The sequence below is a fragment of the Bacillus mycoides genome, from assembly GCF_000832605.1.
Classification (GTDB): domain Bacteria; phylum Bacillota; class Bacilli; order Bacillales; family Bacillaceae_G; genus Bacillus_A; species Bacillus_A mycoides.
Map to the genome: position 1 here is coordinate 1,428,635 of NZ_CP009692.1, position 15,377 is coordinate 1,444,011.

The window sequence follows — 15,377 nt, forward strand, 5'->3', positions numbered from 1 at the left end:
TGGAGTCTTGATGCATGTTTGCATGCATCAAGACTTGTTTCATATTGTTTGGAAAGGAGTGGTGATTAAGAGTGAAGAAAATTGCAAGTGTACTAATGGCTATCATTTTATTAGTGAGTATAGCTGGATGCCAGGCGCCCAAAAAAGAAACAGCGAAGCAGGTAAAGAGTGAGGGTAAAGAGAGGATTGTCGCAACGACAGTTGCTGTTACTGAAATTATGGATGCGTTAGAAGTAGATTTAATTGGTGTACCAACAAGTACTAAAGATTTACCAAAGAGATATAAAGGTTTACCTGAAGTTGGGAATCCGATGAGTCCTGATATGGAAAAGGTAAAATCATTAAAGCCGTCAGAAGTATTATCCGTGACAACACTTGAATATGAATTAAAGCCAGTTTTTGATGGTGTAGGTATGAAAGCAAACTTTTTAGATCTAACAAGTTTAAAAAATATGCAAAATTCCATTAGTAATTTAGGTAAGCAATATGGACGTGAAAAGCAGGCTGAAGCAGCTGTAACTAAGTTAGATAACAAGGTTGCAGAGATTCAAAAAGCAGTAAAGGGAAAGAAAGAACCGACAGTGCTTATTTTATTAGGTGTACCGGGGAGTTATTTAGTAGCAACAGAGCATTCTTATATTGGAGATTTAGTGAAACAATTAGGTGGTAAAAACATTGTACAAGGTGAACAAGTAGAGTATTTAGCTTCTAATACAGAGTATTTAAAAAAAGCTGATCCAGACATTATTTTACGAGCGGCACATGGTATGCCTGATGAAGTTGTAAAAATGTTTGATAAAGAATTTAAAACAAATGATATTTGGAAACACTTCGCTGCAGTTAAAAATAATCGTGTTTACGATTTAGAAGAGCGTTTATTTGGAACGACAGGAAATTTAGCAGCGACTGAAGCGCTAGATGAATTGAAAAAAATGATGTATCCGTGATGCATTTTAATATAAAGGAAGATTAGCATGAATAAAAAATTTTGGAGTTTCTTTATTGTTACTGTATTACTCATCATTATGACTTTGTTGTCAGCGACGAAAGGTAGTTTAGAAGTAGGTATTATTGACCTTGTACAAGGAATATTTACAGGGGCAAATGAAGATGTTGAAGTGATTAAAGATTTACGTTTCCCACGTATTATTATTGCACTATTTACTGGAGCAGCTCTTGCTGTTTCGGGCGTGCTCTTCCAAGCTGTCATGAAAAATCCACTTGCTGATGCTGGGGTAATCGGGATATCTTCAGGAGCAAGTTTTATGACACTTGTTATTATTACGCTATTCCCGCAATTCTTTTTCTGGACGCCGGTATTCGCCTTTCTAGGTGGTGCGTTTGCGTGTTATCTCGTTTATTCGTTTTCATGGAAATCAGGATTAAGTCCGCTTCGCATTATTTTAATTGGTATTGCCATTAATGCGATGTTCACTGGATTAAATGAATCGTTCATTACGATTTGTGGATACTTCATTAAGAGTATTAAGCAAACGACGACTTCTAATATAACGATGAAGACGTGGGGCGATGTAGAAATAATGGTTACTTATGGAACAATTGGTCTTATTCTTGCACTGTTTGTCGGAGCTTGGTGTAACTTATTATCTCTACAAGATAAGACTGCAAAAAACTTAGGCTTGCACGTGACGAGAGTTCGTCTTATTATTTCTGCCATTGCAGTACTCTTAGCAGCAGTATCAACAGCGATTGCAGGTGTTATTGCTTTCGTAGGATTACTCGTTCCGCACATTTCAAGACAACTAGTCGGTTCGGATCATAAAGTATTAATTCCATTTTCTGCTCTTGCAGGAGCGTTATTAATTTTGACGGCGGATACGATTGGAAGGTTAATTGTGCCACCTAACGAAATTCCAGCAGCGACGATTATGGCAGTTATTGGTGGCCCATTCTTAATATTCTTGCTTAGAAAGAGTGATAAAGTTCATGGAAATTAAAAATGTAACCTTTTCGTACGATAATGTAACGGATCGATTAAAGTCGGTTAGTAGTGAAATAGAGATTGGTAAAATTACAACAATTATTGGACCAAACGGTTGCGGGAAATCAACATTACTTGGTGTGATGTCAAGAAATCACAATCCTCGTAGTGGAGAGGTAATACTTGATGGGAAGGCAATTAGCCAATATAAACCGAAAGAGTTTGCTAGAAAGTTAGCCGTTGTCCATCAACAAAATGAAGCACCGGCAGATATGACGGTAGAGAAATTAACAAGCTTTGGCCGTATGCCTCATAAAAATATATTTTCTTCGCAAACTGATGAAGATAGAGAAGCAATAGAAAGGGCTTTAGCATGTACGAATTTGCTAAGTAAACGTGATAAGGAAATTCATGCTTTATCTGGTGGAGAAAGACAGCGTGTTTGGATTGCCATGACGTTAGCTCAGAAGACGCCAATGCTCTTTTTAGATGAACCGACAACATATTTAGATATTTATTATCAACTTGAAATATTAGAGTTAGTAAAAGAATTAAATGAAGCACAAGGATTGACAATCGTTATGGTATTACACGATATTAATCAGGCGATTCGCTATAGTGATCATATCATTGTTATGAAAGACGGCGAAATTGTTACAAAAGGCAAGCCGAATGATGTTGTGACAGAAAGTATGATAAAGACGATATACGGTGTAGATGTCGTTGTAAAGCAAGATGAAGATACAGGATTGTATATGGTCCCAATGGGTATTTAAACATGCGAACAATCCGTTTTGAGGTGATAATTTGAGTAGCAAAAAAGAAAGGAAGAAGAATTCTTTTTTTCAACGAATACTTACAGTTGTTTTTTTAGGTACCTTTTTCTATTCAGTATATGAATTAGGTGATATTTTCATGGATTACTATGAAAATCGTAAAGTAATGGCCGAAGCACAAAACATTTATGAAAAAAGTCCGATGGAAGAGCAATCACAAGACGGGGAAGTACGTAAACAGTTCAAAGTTCTGCAGCAAATTAACCAAGAAATAGTTGGATGGATTACGATGGATGATACACAAATTAATTATCCAATCGTTCAAGCAAAAGACAATGATTACTATTTATTTCGAAATTATAAAGGTGAAGATATGAGAGCAGGAAGCATTTTTATGGACTATCGTAATGATGTGAAATCTCAAAATCGAAATACTATTTTATATGGTCACCGTATGAAAGATGGTTCTATGTTTGGAAGTTTAAAGAAAATGTTGGATGAAGATTTCTTCATGTCGCATCGTAAATTATATTACGATACATTATTTGAAGGATATGATCTTGAAGTGTTTTCGGTGTATACAACAACAACTGATTTTTATTACATTGAAACGGATTTTAGTAGTGATACGGAATACACATCATTTTTGGAGAAAATTCAAGAAAAATCGCTGTACAAAACGGATACAAAAGTGACAGAAAGTGATCAAATCGTAACACTCTCGACGTGTGACTATGCACTTGATCCAGAAGCGGGAAGATTAGTAGTACATGCGAAACTAGTAAAAAGACATTAAATAAAAAAAGTATAGAATATGAGAAGTGGTAACACTCTTCATATTCTATACTTTAAAAAAGAAATATGCTTACTGTGCTGCAGCCATTGGCATACGTACAACTTTTACATCATAGTAAGCAATTTTATTATCAAGAATATAGTCTGGCATCCCGCCTTGATGTGAGTGAGCATCTTTAAATGCTGAGCTCTTTGTCCAACCTTGGAAATCTTCTTTTGCATTCCAGCGAGTGCTAATTGTTACTTCATCATAATCAACTGTATTGTGCGTTAAAAGAACTTCTAATCCTAAAAATCCTGACATTGTTTCGACTTTACCTACTTTATTAAAACGCTCAATTAATTTATGGCCATTTCCCTTTGTAATTTTAGTTGTATTTGTAACAATAATCATGTTTATTCCTCCTATAAATGTAGCCTTTATTTTCAAGAACTCATATACATTAAATGATAATGAAAATCATTATCATTGTCAATAGTAATAATGAAATATATAATTTTTTTTCGGTTATGTGAGAGGATGAGCTAGTTGTACTAGCAAAGCAATAATATGGTATAGTGAAACGAGGCTTTTTTTCAGCCTCGTTTTTTACATTGCTTCCTACTAATTAGAAAGCATTCAAATGGAAAGGAAGACATTACATGCGATCTGAAGTAACTATAAAAATAAAGCCGAAGTTTATAAAAGAAATTAAAAGTGGATATCCACTTATTTTAAAAGATGCAATTCAAAATTTAAATGATGTACGTGAAGAAGGAACAATCATCAATGTAGTAGATGAGAAGAACCAATTCATTGGAAAAGGCTATTATGGAAAACAAAATAAAGGGTATGGTTGGATTTTAACGAGAAAAGAGAAGGAGGAAGTGAATCAATCTTTCTTTGAAAGTAAAATCAAATCTGCTTTACATAAACGAAAACATTTTTATAAATCAAATGATACAACAGCATTCCGTGCCCTGAATGGTGAGGGCGATGGCCTTGGTGGTTTAATCATCGATTATTATGACGGCTATTACGTAATAAGTTGGTATAGTGAAGGGGTTTATACTTTCCGCGATGAGATTATAGCAGCACTTCAAAAAGTAGCGAACTTTAAAGGCATTTATGAGAAAAAGCGTTTTGATACGAAAGGGAAATACATTGAAGGTGATGATTTTGTCGCAGGAGAGCGCGGTGAGTTCCCACTTATCGTAAAAGAGAACGGTGTAAACTTTGCTGTATATTTAAATGACGGGGCGATGGTTGGTGTGTTTTTAGATCAGCGTAACGTTCGAAAACAAATTCGTGATAAATATGCAAAAGGAAGAACAGTTTTAAATATGTTCTCTTATACTGGGGCTTTCTCTGTATTTGCAGCGCTTGGCGGTGCAAGTAAAACAACAAGTGTGGACCTTGCAAATCGTAGTTTAAGTAAAACGATTGAGCAGTTTAGTGTAAATGAAATTGATTATGAAGCACAAGATATTATTGTAGAAGATGTATTTCTGTATTTCAAATATGCAGCTAAGAAAAAGATGAAATTTGATATGGTTGTACTTGATCCCCCAAGCTTTGCACGCTCGAAAAAATATACGTTCAGTGCGGCGAAAGATTATAAAAACTTATTAAAAGAAACAATTGCCATTACAGAAAATAACGGTATTATCGTTGCTTCTACAAATTGTAGCGCATTCGATATGAAAAAGTTTAATGGCTTTATCGATACAGCATTTAAAGAAATGAACGGTAAATATAAAATATTAGAAGAACATTCTTTACCAGAAGATTTCCGTACAATTGATCAATTTAAAGAGGGAGACTATTTAAAAGTAGTTTTCATCGAAAAAATTAAAGGTTAATGAAAATAAGAAAAGGAGCTCAAGTTTAAATGAGCTCCTTTTCTTATTGAATAATATTTTGTACTCTGCCAACCTGTCCGTCTTGCAATCTTACTTTAATGCCGTGCGGATGTGAAGGTGAGTTCGTTAAAATATCTTTTACAATTCCTCTTGTTAGCTTACCTGTACGTTGATCTTGTTTTAATACAATATCGACTTCAAGACCTGATGAAATGTTAGATCGTTTTTGCCCGTTCATTTATACACCTGTACGTCTACGTTGGTTGTTTGTTTTCTTCGTTTGTTGGTTTTGTAATTTTTTCGTTTCTTGACTTTGACTTCCATTATTTGAGCCGTTTCCATTTCCTTGCTTTTTCTTCGCAAGTTGTTCGCGCATTAAATCAGCTAAGCTTACTTTTTTGTTTTCTGACATGATAAGTCTCCTTTATATAAAGTTAATTATGAACAATCGTAGTGAATTTCATCATATCATTGTTAAGGAAGGAAGGGAAGTTGGTTTGAAAATTCATATAATTCTTTCCAGCATTCATTCGTTACGATACAATTAAATTGTTAATGTTTGTTAAAAAAGGGGATAGAAATATGTCACATCATATTTTATTAGTTGAAGATGACATCTCAATTCAAGAGATGGTTGAAACATATTTAGTAAAAGAAGGTTTTCAAGTTACAATCGCATCTGATGGAGAAGAAGGAGTTAACGCATTTTTAAAAGGTTCATTTGATTTGATTATCCTCGATATTATGATGCCAAAGTTAGACGGCTTAGAGGTTGTGCGAATCATTCGAGAAAAAAGTGCCGTTCCGATTTTAATGATGTCAGCGAAAGATACAGATGTTGATAAAGCTGTTGGATTAGGACTTGGAGCAGATGATTACATTTGTAAGCCGTTTTCTATGATTGAACTAGCTGCACGTGTAAAAGCGGGTATTCGGAGATCTACAAAGTATTCGGCTGTGGAATCAAAAGATGAGGCCATTCAGATTGGTGATTTAATAATTGACCCAATTAATTTTACTGTGGAGAAAAAGGGAAGACAGCTTAAACTTACTTTAAAAGAATTTGAGATTTTAAAGCTATTCGTGAAGAATCAAAATCGTGTTTTTACGAAAGCACAAATATATACGCTTGTTTGGAATGAAGAATATTATGGTGATGATAATGTTATTAATGTTCATATGAGAAGATTACGTGAGAAAATTGAAAGTGATCCATCTAATCCAGAATATATTAAAACATTATGGGGCATCGGCTATAAGTTGGAAGTGATGTAGTATGGTTGTATTTTTAACAGTGGTGATTATTATATTGCTTATCGTTATTTACGTGCAATATAAAATTAGAAAAAATAGTAGTAGGAATTTACGCTACACGTATGAGAAGTTAAATCGAATTGTAAAAGAACAAACTGGTGAGAAGCTATTAATTATGACAGATGATCTAGAATTGCAAAAGTTATTAGTGGCGATTAATCATTTATTAGATGCAAAACAGAAAACGAATGCAGATCATGCGAAAGTGGAAATTTCGATGAGAAAAATGCTTTCAAATATTTCACATGATTTGAAAACACCACTAACAGTTATTCTTGGATATACCGAAATGTTAAATAAGGATAAAACGATAAATGAGGAAGAGCAGCAAATATTACTCGAAAAGGTGCATGTAAAAACACTAGAAGTGATGGAACTGATTCATAAGTTTTTTGATTTAGCAAAATTAGAATCCGGTGACAAAGCAATCGAGATGACAAAAGTAAATATGAATGAAGTTTGTCGCGAGAAGATTTTATCTTTTTATGATTTAGTGACGACGAAAGGGTTTCAAGTTCATATTGATATACCAGAAAGAAATATATATGCACTTGGAAATGTAGAAGTATTAGGTAGAGTATTGAATAATTTAATATCAAATGCGATTACATATGGTGACGATGGAAAGACACTTGGTATGACGTTAAGAGATGATGAAACGAGTGTGTATATAGATGTATGGGATACAGGAAAAGGAATTGATGAATCTCATATTGATAAAGTGTTTGAGCGTATGTACACGCTTGAAGATTCCAGAAATAGATTGTACCAAGGAAGCGGTTTAGGGTTAACGATTACGAAAAGGCTTGTGGAAGCGATGGACGGAGAAATACATCTTTCTAGTAAGCCGTATGAAAAAACAATTTTTACAGTTGTATTAACAAAGATGCTGTTTTAGCTTGTAGAGAAGTAGATTCTACAAGCTTTTTTTTCAGCGTAAGGAATTTGTAAGGAACGGGTAAGAAAAAAGAGATTTCCGTTGTCTATTATAGAAATATAAAGTAGTGCGAAAGGAGACAGTGACATGACATATATATTAAAAACGAATCAGTTAACGAAAGTGTTTAAAGGGAAAGAAGTTATTTCTAGCGTTAACATGCATGTGAAAAAAGGAGAGATATACGGTTTCTTAGGGCCGAATGGTGCAGGTAAAACAACGATTATGAAAATGATTACAAATTTAATAAAACCGACGAGCGGTGATATTGAAATTTTCGGTGAGAAGTTAACAGACACATCTTATGAAGTATTAAAAAGAATGGGGACAATTATTGAATATCCAATCTTTTATGATAAATTAACGGCGAAGGAAAACTTAGAATTACATTGTGAATATATGGGATATTACGATAAAAACGCAATTGATCATGCTTTAAATTTAGTAAAACTGCACGGTATAGATGATAAAAAAGTAAAAGATTTTTCATTAGGGATGAAGCAACGACTTGGTATTGCAAGGGCGATCATGACAAAGCCAGAACTACTCATTTTAGATGAACCGATTAATGGTTTAGATCCAATTGGTATTAAAGAATTAAGAGACTTATTTAAAATGCTGTGTAAGGAATATGGAATTACTTTATTAGTTTCTAGTCATATTTTAGGCGAGATGGAACAAATGGCAGATACAATTGGTGTGATTCAAAACGGAAAACTAATAAAAGAAGTTTCAATGAAGAGTATTAATGGGAAACAAACAGAGTACATTGAAATCACTGTTCCTGATGTGAAGCGTGCAGCTTATATTTTAGAAGATAAACTCGGTATAAAAAATTACAAAATAATGAGCGGAAATATGATTCGTGTGTATGATACGGTAGCGTCTCAGCAAGCCATTTCAAAAGCACTTATTATGAACGATGTAGAAATTGAAAGTATTAATAAGAAACATAGCTCTTTAGAGGAGTATTTCTTAAATGTAATGGATGGGGAAGGCATTCACGCTTAATGTAATTTCAGCGAGGGGGATATGATGATGAATGCATTAATAGTGAACCTTATAGCGGGATTTATCGTAATGCTCATAAGTGGAATTTTATATTATAAAAAGCCAGAACGAAAGTGGAGTTTAATTTTACTAGTGATAGGGATAGTAAGCGTAGTTACGGCTGGAATTAGAATGTTAGTAGCATAGAGGAAGTTATGTCAGTAATGGAGGCGTGGTTTATATGTTTAAATTAATGAAACTTGAATGGAAGAAACATAAATTATCTAGTTACTTTAAAGGGGTAGCCATTTGCATTATAGCAATTTTTGCTGCGGTGAGCCTTATGGCATTGGGAATGAAAGGTGAAGGAGACGCGACAATCACTGACTTCACAAAATATATGATTTTAGCAAATCTTATTATTAGGATAACATTCATTATTTTTAGTTCGGTCATTTTATCACGTTTAGTAATTGATGAGTACAAGAATAAAACAATGCAATTATTGTTTATGTACCCACTGCAAAGAAAAGTGGTAATGGGAGCGAAATTAGCAATTGTTTTTAGTTTTTGCTTTGTGAGCACGATTATCGTTACTTTCATTATTAGTTTGCTTCTATTCTGTATGAATCCAATGATGGGCCTACTTGAAACACCTGTTACGATGGGCGAAATAATATCTACTGTTCCGGCTACTTTTATAAATGCATTTATGATATCTGGTATAAGTTTAATTCCTTTATTTTTTGGTATGAGAAAGAAATCGGCACCGACAACGATTACTTCTGCAGTAATAATCGCGATGATAATTAACGGTAACGTTGGTACTGGAAACGGTCAAGTAAGTATGTTTAATTTCATAGCTATCCCAATGGTGTTTTGTTTATTAGGAATTTTCATTAGTTATCTTTCGTATCGTAAAATCGACAAGATTGATGTGGCGTAGTAAAGCAAGCTTAAAACAATAACGAACTGGGGTATGAATAGTGAAAAAAATAATAGTAATTGCAATTTTATTGATTACAATTGCTAGTATGGTTTTTGGTTTTAAGACATTTCATAGGAAAGATTTTAAGAAAGAAAATTCTTTTGAGATAAATAATATAAAAGAAATAGAAGTGGACAATGAAAACTGGGATATTGAATTTAAAAGTACAGACTCTAATAAAATAGTAATTTCCGCTCAAGGTCAACGATTAGATAAAGAGATAGATCCCGTTAAAATAGAAAATGACGGAAATAAAATGATGATTAAGCAAGAACAGAAGATGAACGGATTCGTTAATGGTTTTACGTTTAGGAAGAAGAATATCATTTCTATATTTATTCCGAAGAAAGAAATAGATAAAATTGTATTAAATAATAAATCTGGTGATGTGAAAATAAGCGATATAGCAGTGAAACATATCGTCACAAAAAGCAAGTCTGGAGATGAAATGATTGTAGGACTATCCGCAGAGAAAGGTGAATTCATATCGCAAAGTGGAGAGTTAGTTCTAAAAGATAGTTCAGTACAAGAGTTAAATATAAAGTCTACGACTGGTGATAACTATATAACAAATGTAAGTAACTCAAATATGAACATCACTTCAACATCTGGGGAAGTATTACTGAAAGATATGAAAGAAGGAAAATCATTATTTGTAGAAACAAAATCAGGAGATATTGGCGTAAGGTATAAAGGTGTTCCGGCTTCATTGAAACTTACGGCTAAAAGTAATTCGGCTGACATAATGGTGAATGTAAACGGACTTAAGAAAGATAAAAATACAGAAAAGATAAAAGAAGGAACTATTGGTGATGCAAAAAACAAAGTGGAGATTTTAAGTGAAACAGGGGTAATTTATATCGATTAAAATTTAAATGAAAGGAGGACTATCATGCTACGTCTTATGAAGCTAGAAATGAAGAAGTTTAAGCTTGGATGGTATGTAAGGGGAGTAATTATTGCAAATATCGCTATACTGGCATTATTGACCTCTATGAGCATCGTTTCTCAAATAGAAGGAGATCCAGAAATAAGAGATCCGCAGATGATTTTGTTAGCGGTTAGTACATTAGTAAGAGCAACATTTATTATTTTTGGTAGTGTGTTAATCGCAAGGTTAATAATTAGTGAATATAAAAATAAAACAATACTACTTATGTTTTCTTATCCAATTAACCGAAAGAAAATGATGGTTAGTAAGTTGGCCATTACAGCAACATTAACATTTATAACAGTTATTTTATCGAACATTTTAGTAGTAGGAATTTTCTTTGGGATAGATAGTTATTTTTCAATTCTTCCTAATCCATTTACAGTAGATCAATTGATGCAAGAAGGAATAAAACTGGTTCCTTTAGCCATTGCAACTGCGGGAATGAGTTTAATCCCATTATATTTCGGAATGCGTAAACGTTCAGTGCCAACTACAATTGTTTCATCCCTTATCGTTGTATCAATTGCAATGAATAGCAACCCAACGTTTCCTACAGCAACTTTTCTTCCCCTTCAACTAGCATTGGCAGCAATTGGATTTGCGATTGCATATTACGGAATTAAAAATATAGAGAAGGAAGATGTAACAGTATGACAAGAATAAGAAAAAAGAATTGGCGTTACACCAACTCTTTTTTGTATATGTATGCTTCATTACTACTCTGTATATTTGTAGTGTTTACTTAAATATTCTTGAACTCCTGGAGAAATGTTAAAGTTATTTGGACCTTTATATTCGATAGTAAACTCTCCATCTTCATTTGTTTCAAAGGAGATTGCATAGCTATCTATTTTAGAATCGTAAGAAGTATTTTTGACTTTTGCATCTAGATTAAAGTATTTTGTAATATACTCTTTTGATTCAGCAATTGCTGTTTGTTTTCCCCAAGGGGTACCATAACTTGTGAAATAAAGAGATACACCGATAACTCCAATGATAGAAGTTAGTAAGAGAGTTCTTATTGTTATTTTTTTGTTTTTTGTATTCAATTTAGTTCCCTCCAATTAATATGAATTTATCTTAACGTATTTTCTCATAAAATACCATTTAGTAGAAAATAGTTTCACATGAAACAAGTTACAGAAAAAGACAAGGTGCATAAACACCTTGTCTTTTTCTGTCGTTACATTTGGGGAGCTTCCATTCCAGTAGCAGCCCATTCTTCTTTGGAAGGACCGTATACGCCAGGGACTTTTAATCCAGCTTGACGCATTAAAACAGTCATCTGCCCGCGGTGGTGATTTTGATGATTAATGAGTGTCATTAAAAATATAGAATTCGGCATAGGGCGACCAAAGAAGTCATTAATAGTAGCTAAGTCTTTATCAGTCCATTCACTTTGAAGCGTTTCAACAAAAGCTGCATTCACATTGCGATATCCATCTGCAATTGTTTTTGCTGAAGTTGGTACAGGATAATCTTTCGTTTCTCCTTCAAACTTAAGTCCTGTCCCTGATAGCATAATAGGAAGTGCTGTAACGATATGCCAAGCGACTCTCCCTAAAGTCCAGTGCCCAGGTGCAATTTCTTGTGATAAAGATTCATCGGTTAATGCATCGAGCATCTTCTGAGTAGACTCAGCCTCGTATGTCCATGATGTTAAAAAATCTTCAATAGTTTGGTACATAGTTATCCCTCCTGTTTTTCGCTCGTATATTAAATTCGTGAGAGATAATATAATCCCTGTTTCATAAGCGATACTTAATTAAGCATTGCTACAATATAAAAATAATTAGAGAATATTTGTAAAAGTGTCAGAAAACCGCTCTATTCATTCGTATATATGATGAATAGAGAATGGAGTAAAGAGTGGTGATAAGGGTGAAGGATATAGAAATAGTAGAAGGTCTTCGAAAACAAGACATGTTAGCGTTACATACAGTCATTGATCAATATGGAGATTTAATTTATAAGGTGGTTCATAGTGTTTTAGATACGGCACAGAGTAAGGTGCTAGTGGATGAATGTGTTGACGATATTTTATTAATCGTTTGGTACAACATTAATAGTTATGATGAAAATCGTGGGAAGATTAGAAATTGGCTTATATCTGTTGCGAAATTTAAAGCCATTGATTATAAACGAAAAAGTAATAAGGTCTATCAATTACAAGAGTTTCAGCAAGACATATATGTAGAAGGAAAAAATGTTAATTTAAAAAAAGAAGAGCTAGATTGTAATTTTTTCGTTTTGATTAAAGAATTGAACGAAGAAGATAAGAAAATTTTTATAAAAAGGTATTTAGATGAATATAGTGTACAAGAAATAGCGCTTGAGTTCGGTATGACACGAGATACGGTGTATAGCAGGCTTTCAAGAGGGAGAAAAAATTGAAGAAGATGTTGGGAGGGAATAGGGATGAATAAAGAAAAGTTCCTTCAGGAATTAAATAATTTGCAGTATAGTGATGATTTTGTAGATGACGATATAAATGATGAAAAAATAGATGAAAAGAAAATAAATCGTACAAAAGAAGTTGTAACAAAAAAAATTTTAATGAAACGATGTCATGAGGTTGTAAAAGAAGGATTACAGGGAAGTGAAGAGATTTTATATAGTATGTTTGCTGAAAATCCTCGCGTGAAAAATTGGCAGACAGGAACAGCGATGAGCTTAGGGGTAGGCGTTCTTACAATGAACTTCGGTATTAATAATATGCTAATCGTTACAAATGAACGATTGTACGTGTTTTTTGTCGATCGTTATTATAATGACGTTGATCTAAAGGTATGTTTATTAAATGAAATAGCTTCTATGAAAACAATATTAGACCGTAAAGGTGGAAGTGAATTTCTGTATATAAAGTATAAAAATAATAGAGAATACGTATTGTTAGGAAACGCTGATGATTACAGAGAGCTATTTCAAATAGTAGGTGGATTGAAAATGGCAAGCGGAATAGAACTAAGGTTACAGGATAAGAAATTAAAGAGACAGTTAACTTTAAAACGAAGTGTGTTTAATATAATCATGTATTCAATTGTTATATACTTTATTTACAAAGCTTATATTAATTTTATCCCGCATTAACGGACAGTAAAACCCCCACTGATTAAAGCTTCGCTTTTGCATCTGCAAAGTGATCGTTATTGCTTGTTGATGGATCGAACATAACTGTAGGAGCGATTTGCTCTAATTCGTTTTTAATTGCTTTACCACGGAATGAAGTTATGATAATTAAATCTGGTTTTAGACGGCTGATTTCCTCTAAGTTTGGTTGTTGAAGTGTCCCAACATCTACAACATCCTTACTCGGTTTTGTTTCTGTATTTACCCATGTATTATAATTCTTAATGTCTGCCATCCATACTGGCTGAACACCAAGTGCTAATAAGTCTTCTGAATATCCCCACTCAAGTACAACAACTTTTTTCGCTGATTTATCTAACTTCGTTTCCCCTTCAGCGTGTTTAATTGTTATAGCTTGATTTGTATTGTCCGCTTTTGTTTCTTTTTTCTCCTTTTTTTGTTGTTTGTATCTGATATACGATTTATACAAATTTTAATATATTGTATTGAAGTGCATACGTGTATCAAGGTTGAAGGAGCTGAAATTCCTTTAATGAGGAAGGCGAAAGTACAAGCGAAGGGAGAGCGTATTGCATGTAATATTTATTAGAATGTAAGGAAAAAAACTTTGTTTATAAAAGGTTTGTTCCAGAGCGGGTAGTTGATAAGGAAAATAAAAACTGATTTTTATTAGAAAGATATTTTTAATTAGTGGGCTTACTTAAAAAATCGAACACGAAGGAGGGTCAACATGTCTTTATGGAGTAATAATGCAAATGGATATTGTGGATGTAATAATCAAAATGGTGTGCATGTTGATTCATGCTGTTTTAGTTGCGATGGGACAGTTCCTAAGCTCGGTCCAACAGGCGAAACGGGAGCAACAGGAGCAACAGGAGCAACAGGAGCAACAGGAGCAACAGGAGCAACAGGAGCAACAGGAGCAACAGGAGCAACAGGAGCAACAGGAGCAACAGGAGCAACAGGAGCAACAGGAGCAACAGGAGCAACAGGAGCAACAGGAGCAACGGGAGCAACGGGAGCGACAGGAGCAACGGGAGCGACAGGAGCAACGGGAGCGACAGGAGCAACAGGAGCAACGGGAATAACGGGAGCAACAGGAGCAACGGGAATAACGGGAGCAACGGGTCCAACGGGAGCGACAGGTCCAACAGGCCCAACAGGAGCAACAGGAGCAACGGGAGTAACAGGAGCAACGGGTGAAACAGGAGCGACGGGAGTAACAGGTACAAGTATAACTGCGACGTATGCATTTGCGAATAATACATCAGGAGCGGCAATATCAGTGCTTCTTGGTGGAACAAATGTCCCACTTCCAAATAATCAGAATATCGGTCCAGGAATTACAGTTTCGGGGGGGAACACAGTATTTACGGCCGCAAATGCAGGGAATTATTATATTTCATATACAATTAATATAACGGCCTCATTATTAGTCAGTTCGCGAATTACAATTAATGGGGCACCGCTTGCTGGGACTATCAACTCTCCTGCATTAGCAACGACTTCATTTAGTGCAACAATTATTACGACTCTTGCAGCGGGGAGTGCAATTAGTTTGCAGTTGTTTGGATTGTTAGCTGTTGCCACGTTATCAACGACTACACCTGGTGCAGTTTTAACGATTATAAGATTAAGCTAAGTAACGTGAACTCTCTTATTCTTTTAAAATGAGGAGAGTTTCTACATATAATAAGAAGTTAAGGAAGTAAAGCATAGTTATAAAAAAGTCAGAATATTATGATTGTAACGATGTTACGACTATAATA

General features: G+C 34.2%; 19 protein-coding genes and 2 pseudogenes. 15 read left to right on the plus strand and 6 right to left on the minus strand.

Annotated elements, in window-relative coordinates; all coding sequences use genetic code 11:
• Positions 1-71: 71 nt before the first annotated feature.
• From isdE to srtB, 4 genes are read left to right on the plus strand one after another with little or no spacing between them, the layout of a single operon-like run.
• A complete protein-coding gene (isdE, locus tag BG05_RS09290; RefSeq protein WP_003191685.1) occupies positions 72-947 on the plus strand; it encodes a heme ABC transporter substrate-binding protein IsdE in 876 nt (291 codons plus the stop codon).
• A gap of 27 nt (positions 948-974) precedes the next feature.
• A complete protein-coding gene (locus BG05_RS09295) occupies positions 975-1,958 on the plus strand; it encodes a FecCD family ABC transporter permease (protein ID WP_003191683.1) in 984 nt (327 codons plus the stop codon).
• The gene (locus tag BG05_RS09300) at positions 1,948-2,718 is read left to right on the plus strand and encodes an ABC transporter ATP-binding protein (protein ID WP_033731383.1); all 771 of its coding nucleotides are present in this window, start codon (positions 1,948-1,950) and stop codon (positions 2,716-2,718) included. Before BG05_RS09295 ends, BG05_RS09300 begins: the two co-directional genes overlap by 11 nt.
• Positions 2,719-2,749: 31 nt before the next feature.
• Positions 2,750-3,514 carry a class B sortase gene (srtB, locus tag BG05_RS09305; protein WP_002129321.1) on the plus strand — a complete coding sequence of 255 codons (765 nt, stop codon included), beginning with the start codon at positions 2,750-2,752 and terminating at the stop codon, positions 3,512-3,514.
• 69 nt (positions 3,515-3,583) lie between these two features.
• Here the strand turns inward: srtB and isdG are convergent, their stop codons facing one another.
• Complete coding sequence (gene isdG / locus BG05_RS09310; protein WP_002143312.1) at positions 3,584-3,907, minus strand: heme oxygenase; 324 nt, start codon at positions 3,905-3,907, stop codon at positions 3,584-3,586.
• A gap of 248 nt (positions 3,908-4,155) precedes the next feature.
• Between isdG and BG05_RS09315 the strand changes: the two genes are divergently transcribed.
• Positions 4,156-5,355 (plus strand): class I SAM-dependent rRNA methyltransferase, encoded by a 1,200-nt coding sequence (locus tag BG05_RS09315; protein ID WP_002129320.1) that lies wholly within the window; start codon positions 4,156-4,158, stop codon positions 5,353-5,355.
• 43 nt (positions 5,356-5,398) lie between these two features.
• On the opposite strand, the gene BG05_RS09320 is transcribed toward BG05_RS09315, so the two are convergent.
• Positions 5,399-5,593 (minus strand): YwbE family protein, encoded by a 195-nt coding sequence (locus tag BG05_RS09320; RefSeq protein ID WP_001014315.1) that lies wholly within the window; start codon positions 5,591-5,593, stop codon positions 5,399-5,401.
• Complete coding sequence (locus BG05_RS31030; RefSeq protein ID WP_002015431.1) at positions 5,594-5,767, minus strand: hypothetical protein; 174 nt, start codon at positions 5,765-5,767, stop codon at positions 5,594-5,596.
• A gap of 170 nt (positions 5,768-5,937) precedes the next feature.
• On the opposite strand from BG05_RS31030, the gene BG05_RS09330 reads away from it, so the two are divergent.
• The 7 genes from BG05_RS09330 (at position 5,938) to BG05_RS09355 (ending at position 11,172) form a co-directional block, all read left to right on the plus strand.
• Positions 5,938-6,630 (plus strand): response regulator transcription factor, encoded by a 693-nt coding sequence (locus BG05_RS09330; RefSeq protein ID WP_002088884.1) that lies wholly within the window; start codon positions 5,938-5,940, stop codon positions 6,628-6,630.
• A 1-nt stretch (position 6,631) separates the two neighbouring features.
• The gene (locus BG05_RS09335; protein ID WP_002034262.1) at positions 6,632-7,567 is read left to right on the plus strand and encodes a HAMP domain-containing histidine kinase; all 936 of its coding nucleotides are present in this window, start codon (positions 6,632-6,634) and stop codon (positions 7,565-7,567) included.
• A gap of 126 nt (positions 7,568-7,693) precedes the next feature.
• Complete coding sequence (locus BG05_RS09340; protein ID WP_003191672.1) at positions 7,694-8,617, plus strand: ABC transporter ATP-binding protein; 924 nt, start codon at positions 7,694-7,696, stop codon at positions 8,615-8,617.
• Positions 8,618-8,644: 27 nt separating this feature from the next.
• Positions 8,645-8,803 carry a hypothetical protein gene (locus BG05_RS30905; RefSeq protein ID WP_162181133.1) on the plus strand — a complete coding sequence of 53 codons (159 nt, stop codon included), beginning with the start codon at positions 8,645-8,647 and terminating at the stop codon, positions 8,801-8,803.
• A 34-nt stretch (positions 8,804-8,837) separates the two neighbouring features.
• Positions 8,838-9,542: an ABC transporter permease gene (locus tag BG05_RS09345; protein ID WP_003191669.1), complete on the plus strand. Its 705-nt coding sequence runs from the start codon at positions 8,838-8,840 to the stop codon at positions 9,540-9,542.
• A 40-nt stretch (positions 9,543-9,582) separates the two neighbouring features.
• Positions 9,583-10,452 carry a DUF4097 family beta strand repeat-containing protein gene (locus tag BG05_RS09350; RefSeq protein WP_002034267.1) on the plus strand — a complete coding sequence of 290 codons (870 nt, stop codon included), beginning with the start codon at positions 9,583-9,585 and terminating at the stop codon, positions 10,450-10,452.
• A gap of 24 nt (positions 10,453-10,476) precedes the next feature.
• Complete coding sequence (locus tag BG05_RS09355) at positions 10,477-11,172, plus strand: ABC transporter permease (RefSeq protein WP_002129315.1); 696 nt, start codon at positions 10,477-10,479, stop codon at positions 11,170-11,172.
• A 62-nt stretch (positions 11,173-11,234) separates the two neighbouring features.
• On the opposite strand, the gene BG05_RS09360 is transcribed toward BG05_RS09355, so the two are convergent.
• Both BG05_RS09360 and BG05_RS09365 read right to left on the minus strand, forming a co-directional pair.
• A complete protein-coding gene (locus BG05_RS09360; RefSeq protein ID WP_003191665.1) occupies positions 11,235-11,567 on the minus strand; it encodes a YfjL-like protein in 333 nt (110 codons plus the stop codon).
• 134 nt (positions 11,568-11,701) lie between these two features.
• Positions 11,702-12,205, minus strand: a complete 504-nt coding sequence (locus BG05_RS09365) for a DinB family protein (RefSeq protein ID WP_003191662.1) — start codon at positions 12,203-12,205, stop codon at positions 11,702-11,704.
• A gap of 185 nt (positions 12,206-12,390) precedes the next feature.
• Between BG05_RS09365 and BG05_RS09370 the strand changes: the two are divergent.
• Both BG05_RS09370 and BG05_RS09375 read left to right on the plus strand, forming a co-directional pair.
• Positions 12,391-12,944 (plus strand): annotated as a pseudogene (locus BG05_RS09370) (sigma-70 family RNA polymerase sigma factor).
• On the plus strand, positions 12,937-13,608 hold the full coding sequence (locus tag BG05_RS09375) for a hypothetical protein (protein WP_003191659.1): 672 nt from the start codon (positions 12,937-12,939) through the stop codon (positions 13,606-13,608). The pseudogene BG05_RS09370 and the gene BG05_RS09375 overlap by 8 nt, the downstream one beginning before the upstream one ends.
• A gap of 40 nt (positions 13,609-13,648) precedes the next feature.
• Here the strand turns inward: BG05_RS09375 and BG05_RS09380 are convergent.
• Positions 13,649-14,077, minus strand: a pseudogene (locus tag BG05_RS09380) (ABC transporter substrate-binding protein); the annotation flags it as partial.
• 261 nt (positions 14,078-14,338) lie between these two features.
• Between BG05_RS09380 and BG05_RS09385 the strand changes: the two are divergent.
• Positions 14,339-15,250: a BclA C-terminal domain-containing protein gene (locus tag BG05_RS09385; protein WP_041867986.1), complete on the plus strand. Its 912-nt coding sequence runs from the start codon at positions 14,339-14,341 to the stop codon at positions 15,248-15,250.
• The last annotated feature ends 127 nt before the right edge of the window (positions 15,251-15,377 follow it).

What these genes read in the sequence shown, in the direction of transcription:
- BG05_RS09355 (WP_002129315.1), top strand. Translation starts at nt 10,477, where the DNA reads ATGCTACGTCTTATGAAGCTAGAAATGAAGAAGTTTAAGCTTGGATGG.
- BG05_RS09365 (WP_003191662.1), bottom strand. Translation starts at nt 12,205, where the DNA reads ATGTACCAAACTATTGAAGATTTTTTAACATCATGGACATACGAGGCT.
- BG05_RS09330 (WP_002088884.1), top strand. Translation starts at nt 5,938, where the DNA reads ATGTCACATCATATTTTATTAGTTGAAGATGACATCTCAATTCAAGAG.
- isdG (WP_002143312.1), bottom strand. Translation starts at nt 3,907, where the DNA reads ATGATTATTGTTACAAATACAACTAAAATTACAAAGGGAAATGGCCAT.
- BG05_RS31030 (WP_002015431.1), bottom strand. Translation starts at nt 5,767, where the DNA reads ATGTCAGAAAACAAAAAAGTAAGCTTAGCTGATTTAATGCGCGAACAA.
- BG05_RS09385 (WP_041867986.1), top strand. Translation starts at nt 14,339, where the DNA reads ATGTCTTTATGGAGTAATAATGCAAATGGATATTGTGGATGTAATAAT.
- BG05_RS09340 (WP_003191672.1), top strand. Translation starts at nt 7,694, where the DNA reads ATGACATATATATTAAAAACGAATCAGTTAACGAAAGTGTTTAAAGGG.
- BG05_RS09315 (WP_002129320.1), top strand. Translation starts at nt 4,156, where the DNA reads ATGCGATCTGAAGTAACTATAAAAATAAAGCCGAAGTTTATAAAAGAA.
- BG05_RS30905 (WP_162181133.1), top strand. Translation starts at nt 8,645, where the DNA reads ATGAATGCATTAATAGTGAACCTTATAGCGGGATTTATCGTAATGCTC.
- BG05_RS09300 (WP_033731383.1), top strand. Translation starts at nt 1,948, where the DNA reads ATGGAAATTAAAAATGTAACCTTTTCGTACGATAATGTAACGGATCGA.
- BG05_RS09320 (WP_001014315.1), bottom strand. Translation starts at nt 5,593, where the DNA reads ATGAACGGGCAAAAACGATCTAACATTTCATCAGGTCTTGAAGTCGAT.
- BG05_RS09335 (WP_002034262.1), top strand. Translation starts at nt 6,632, where the DNA reads ATGGTTGTATTTTTAACAGTGGTGATTATTATATTGCTTATCGTTATT.
- BG05_RS09345 (WP_003191669.1), top strand. Translation starts at nt 8,838, where the DNA reads ATGTTTAAATTAATGAAACTTGAATGGAAGAAACATAAATTATCTAGT.
- BG05_RS09375 (WP_003191659.1), top strand. Translation starts at nt 12,937, where the DNA reads ATGAATAAAGAAAAGTTCCTTCAGGAATTAAATAATTTGCAGTATAGT.
- BG05_RS09295 (WP_003191683.1), top strand. Translation starts at nt 975, where the DNA reads ATGAATAAAAAATTTTGGAGTTTCTTTATTGTTACTGTATTACTCATC.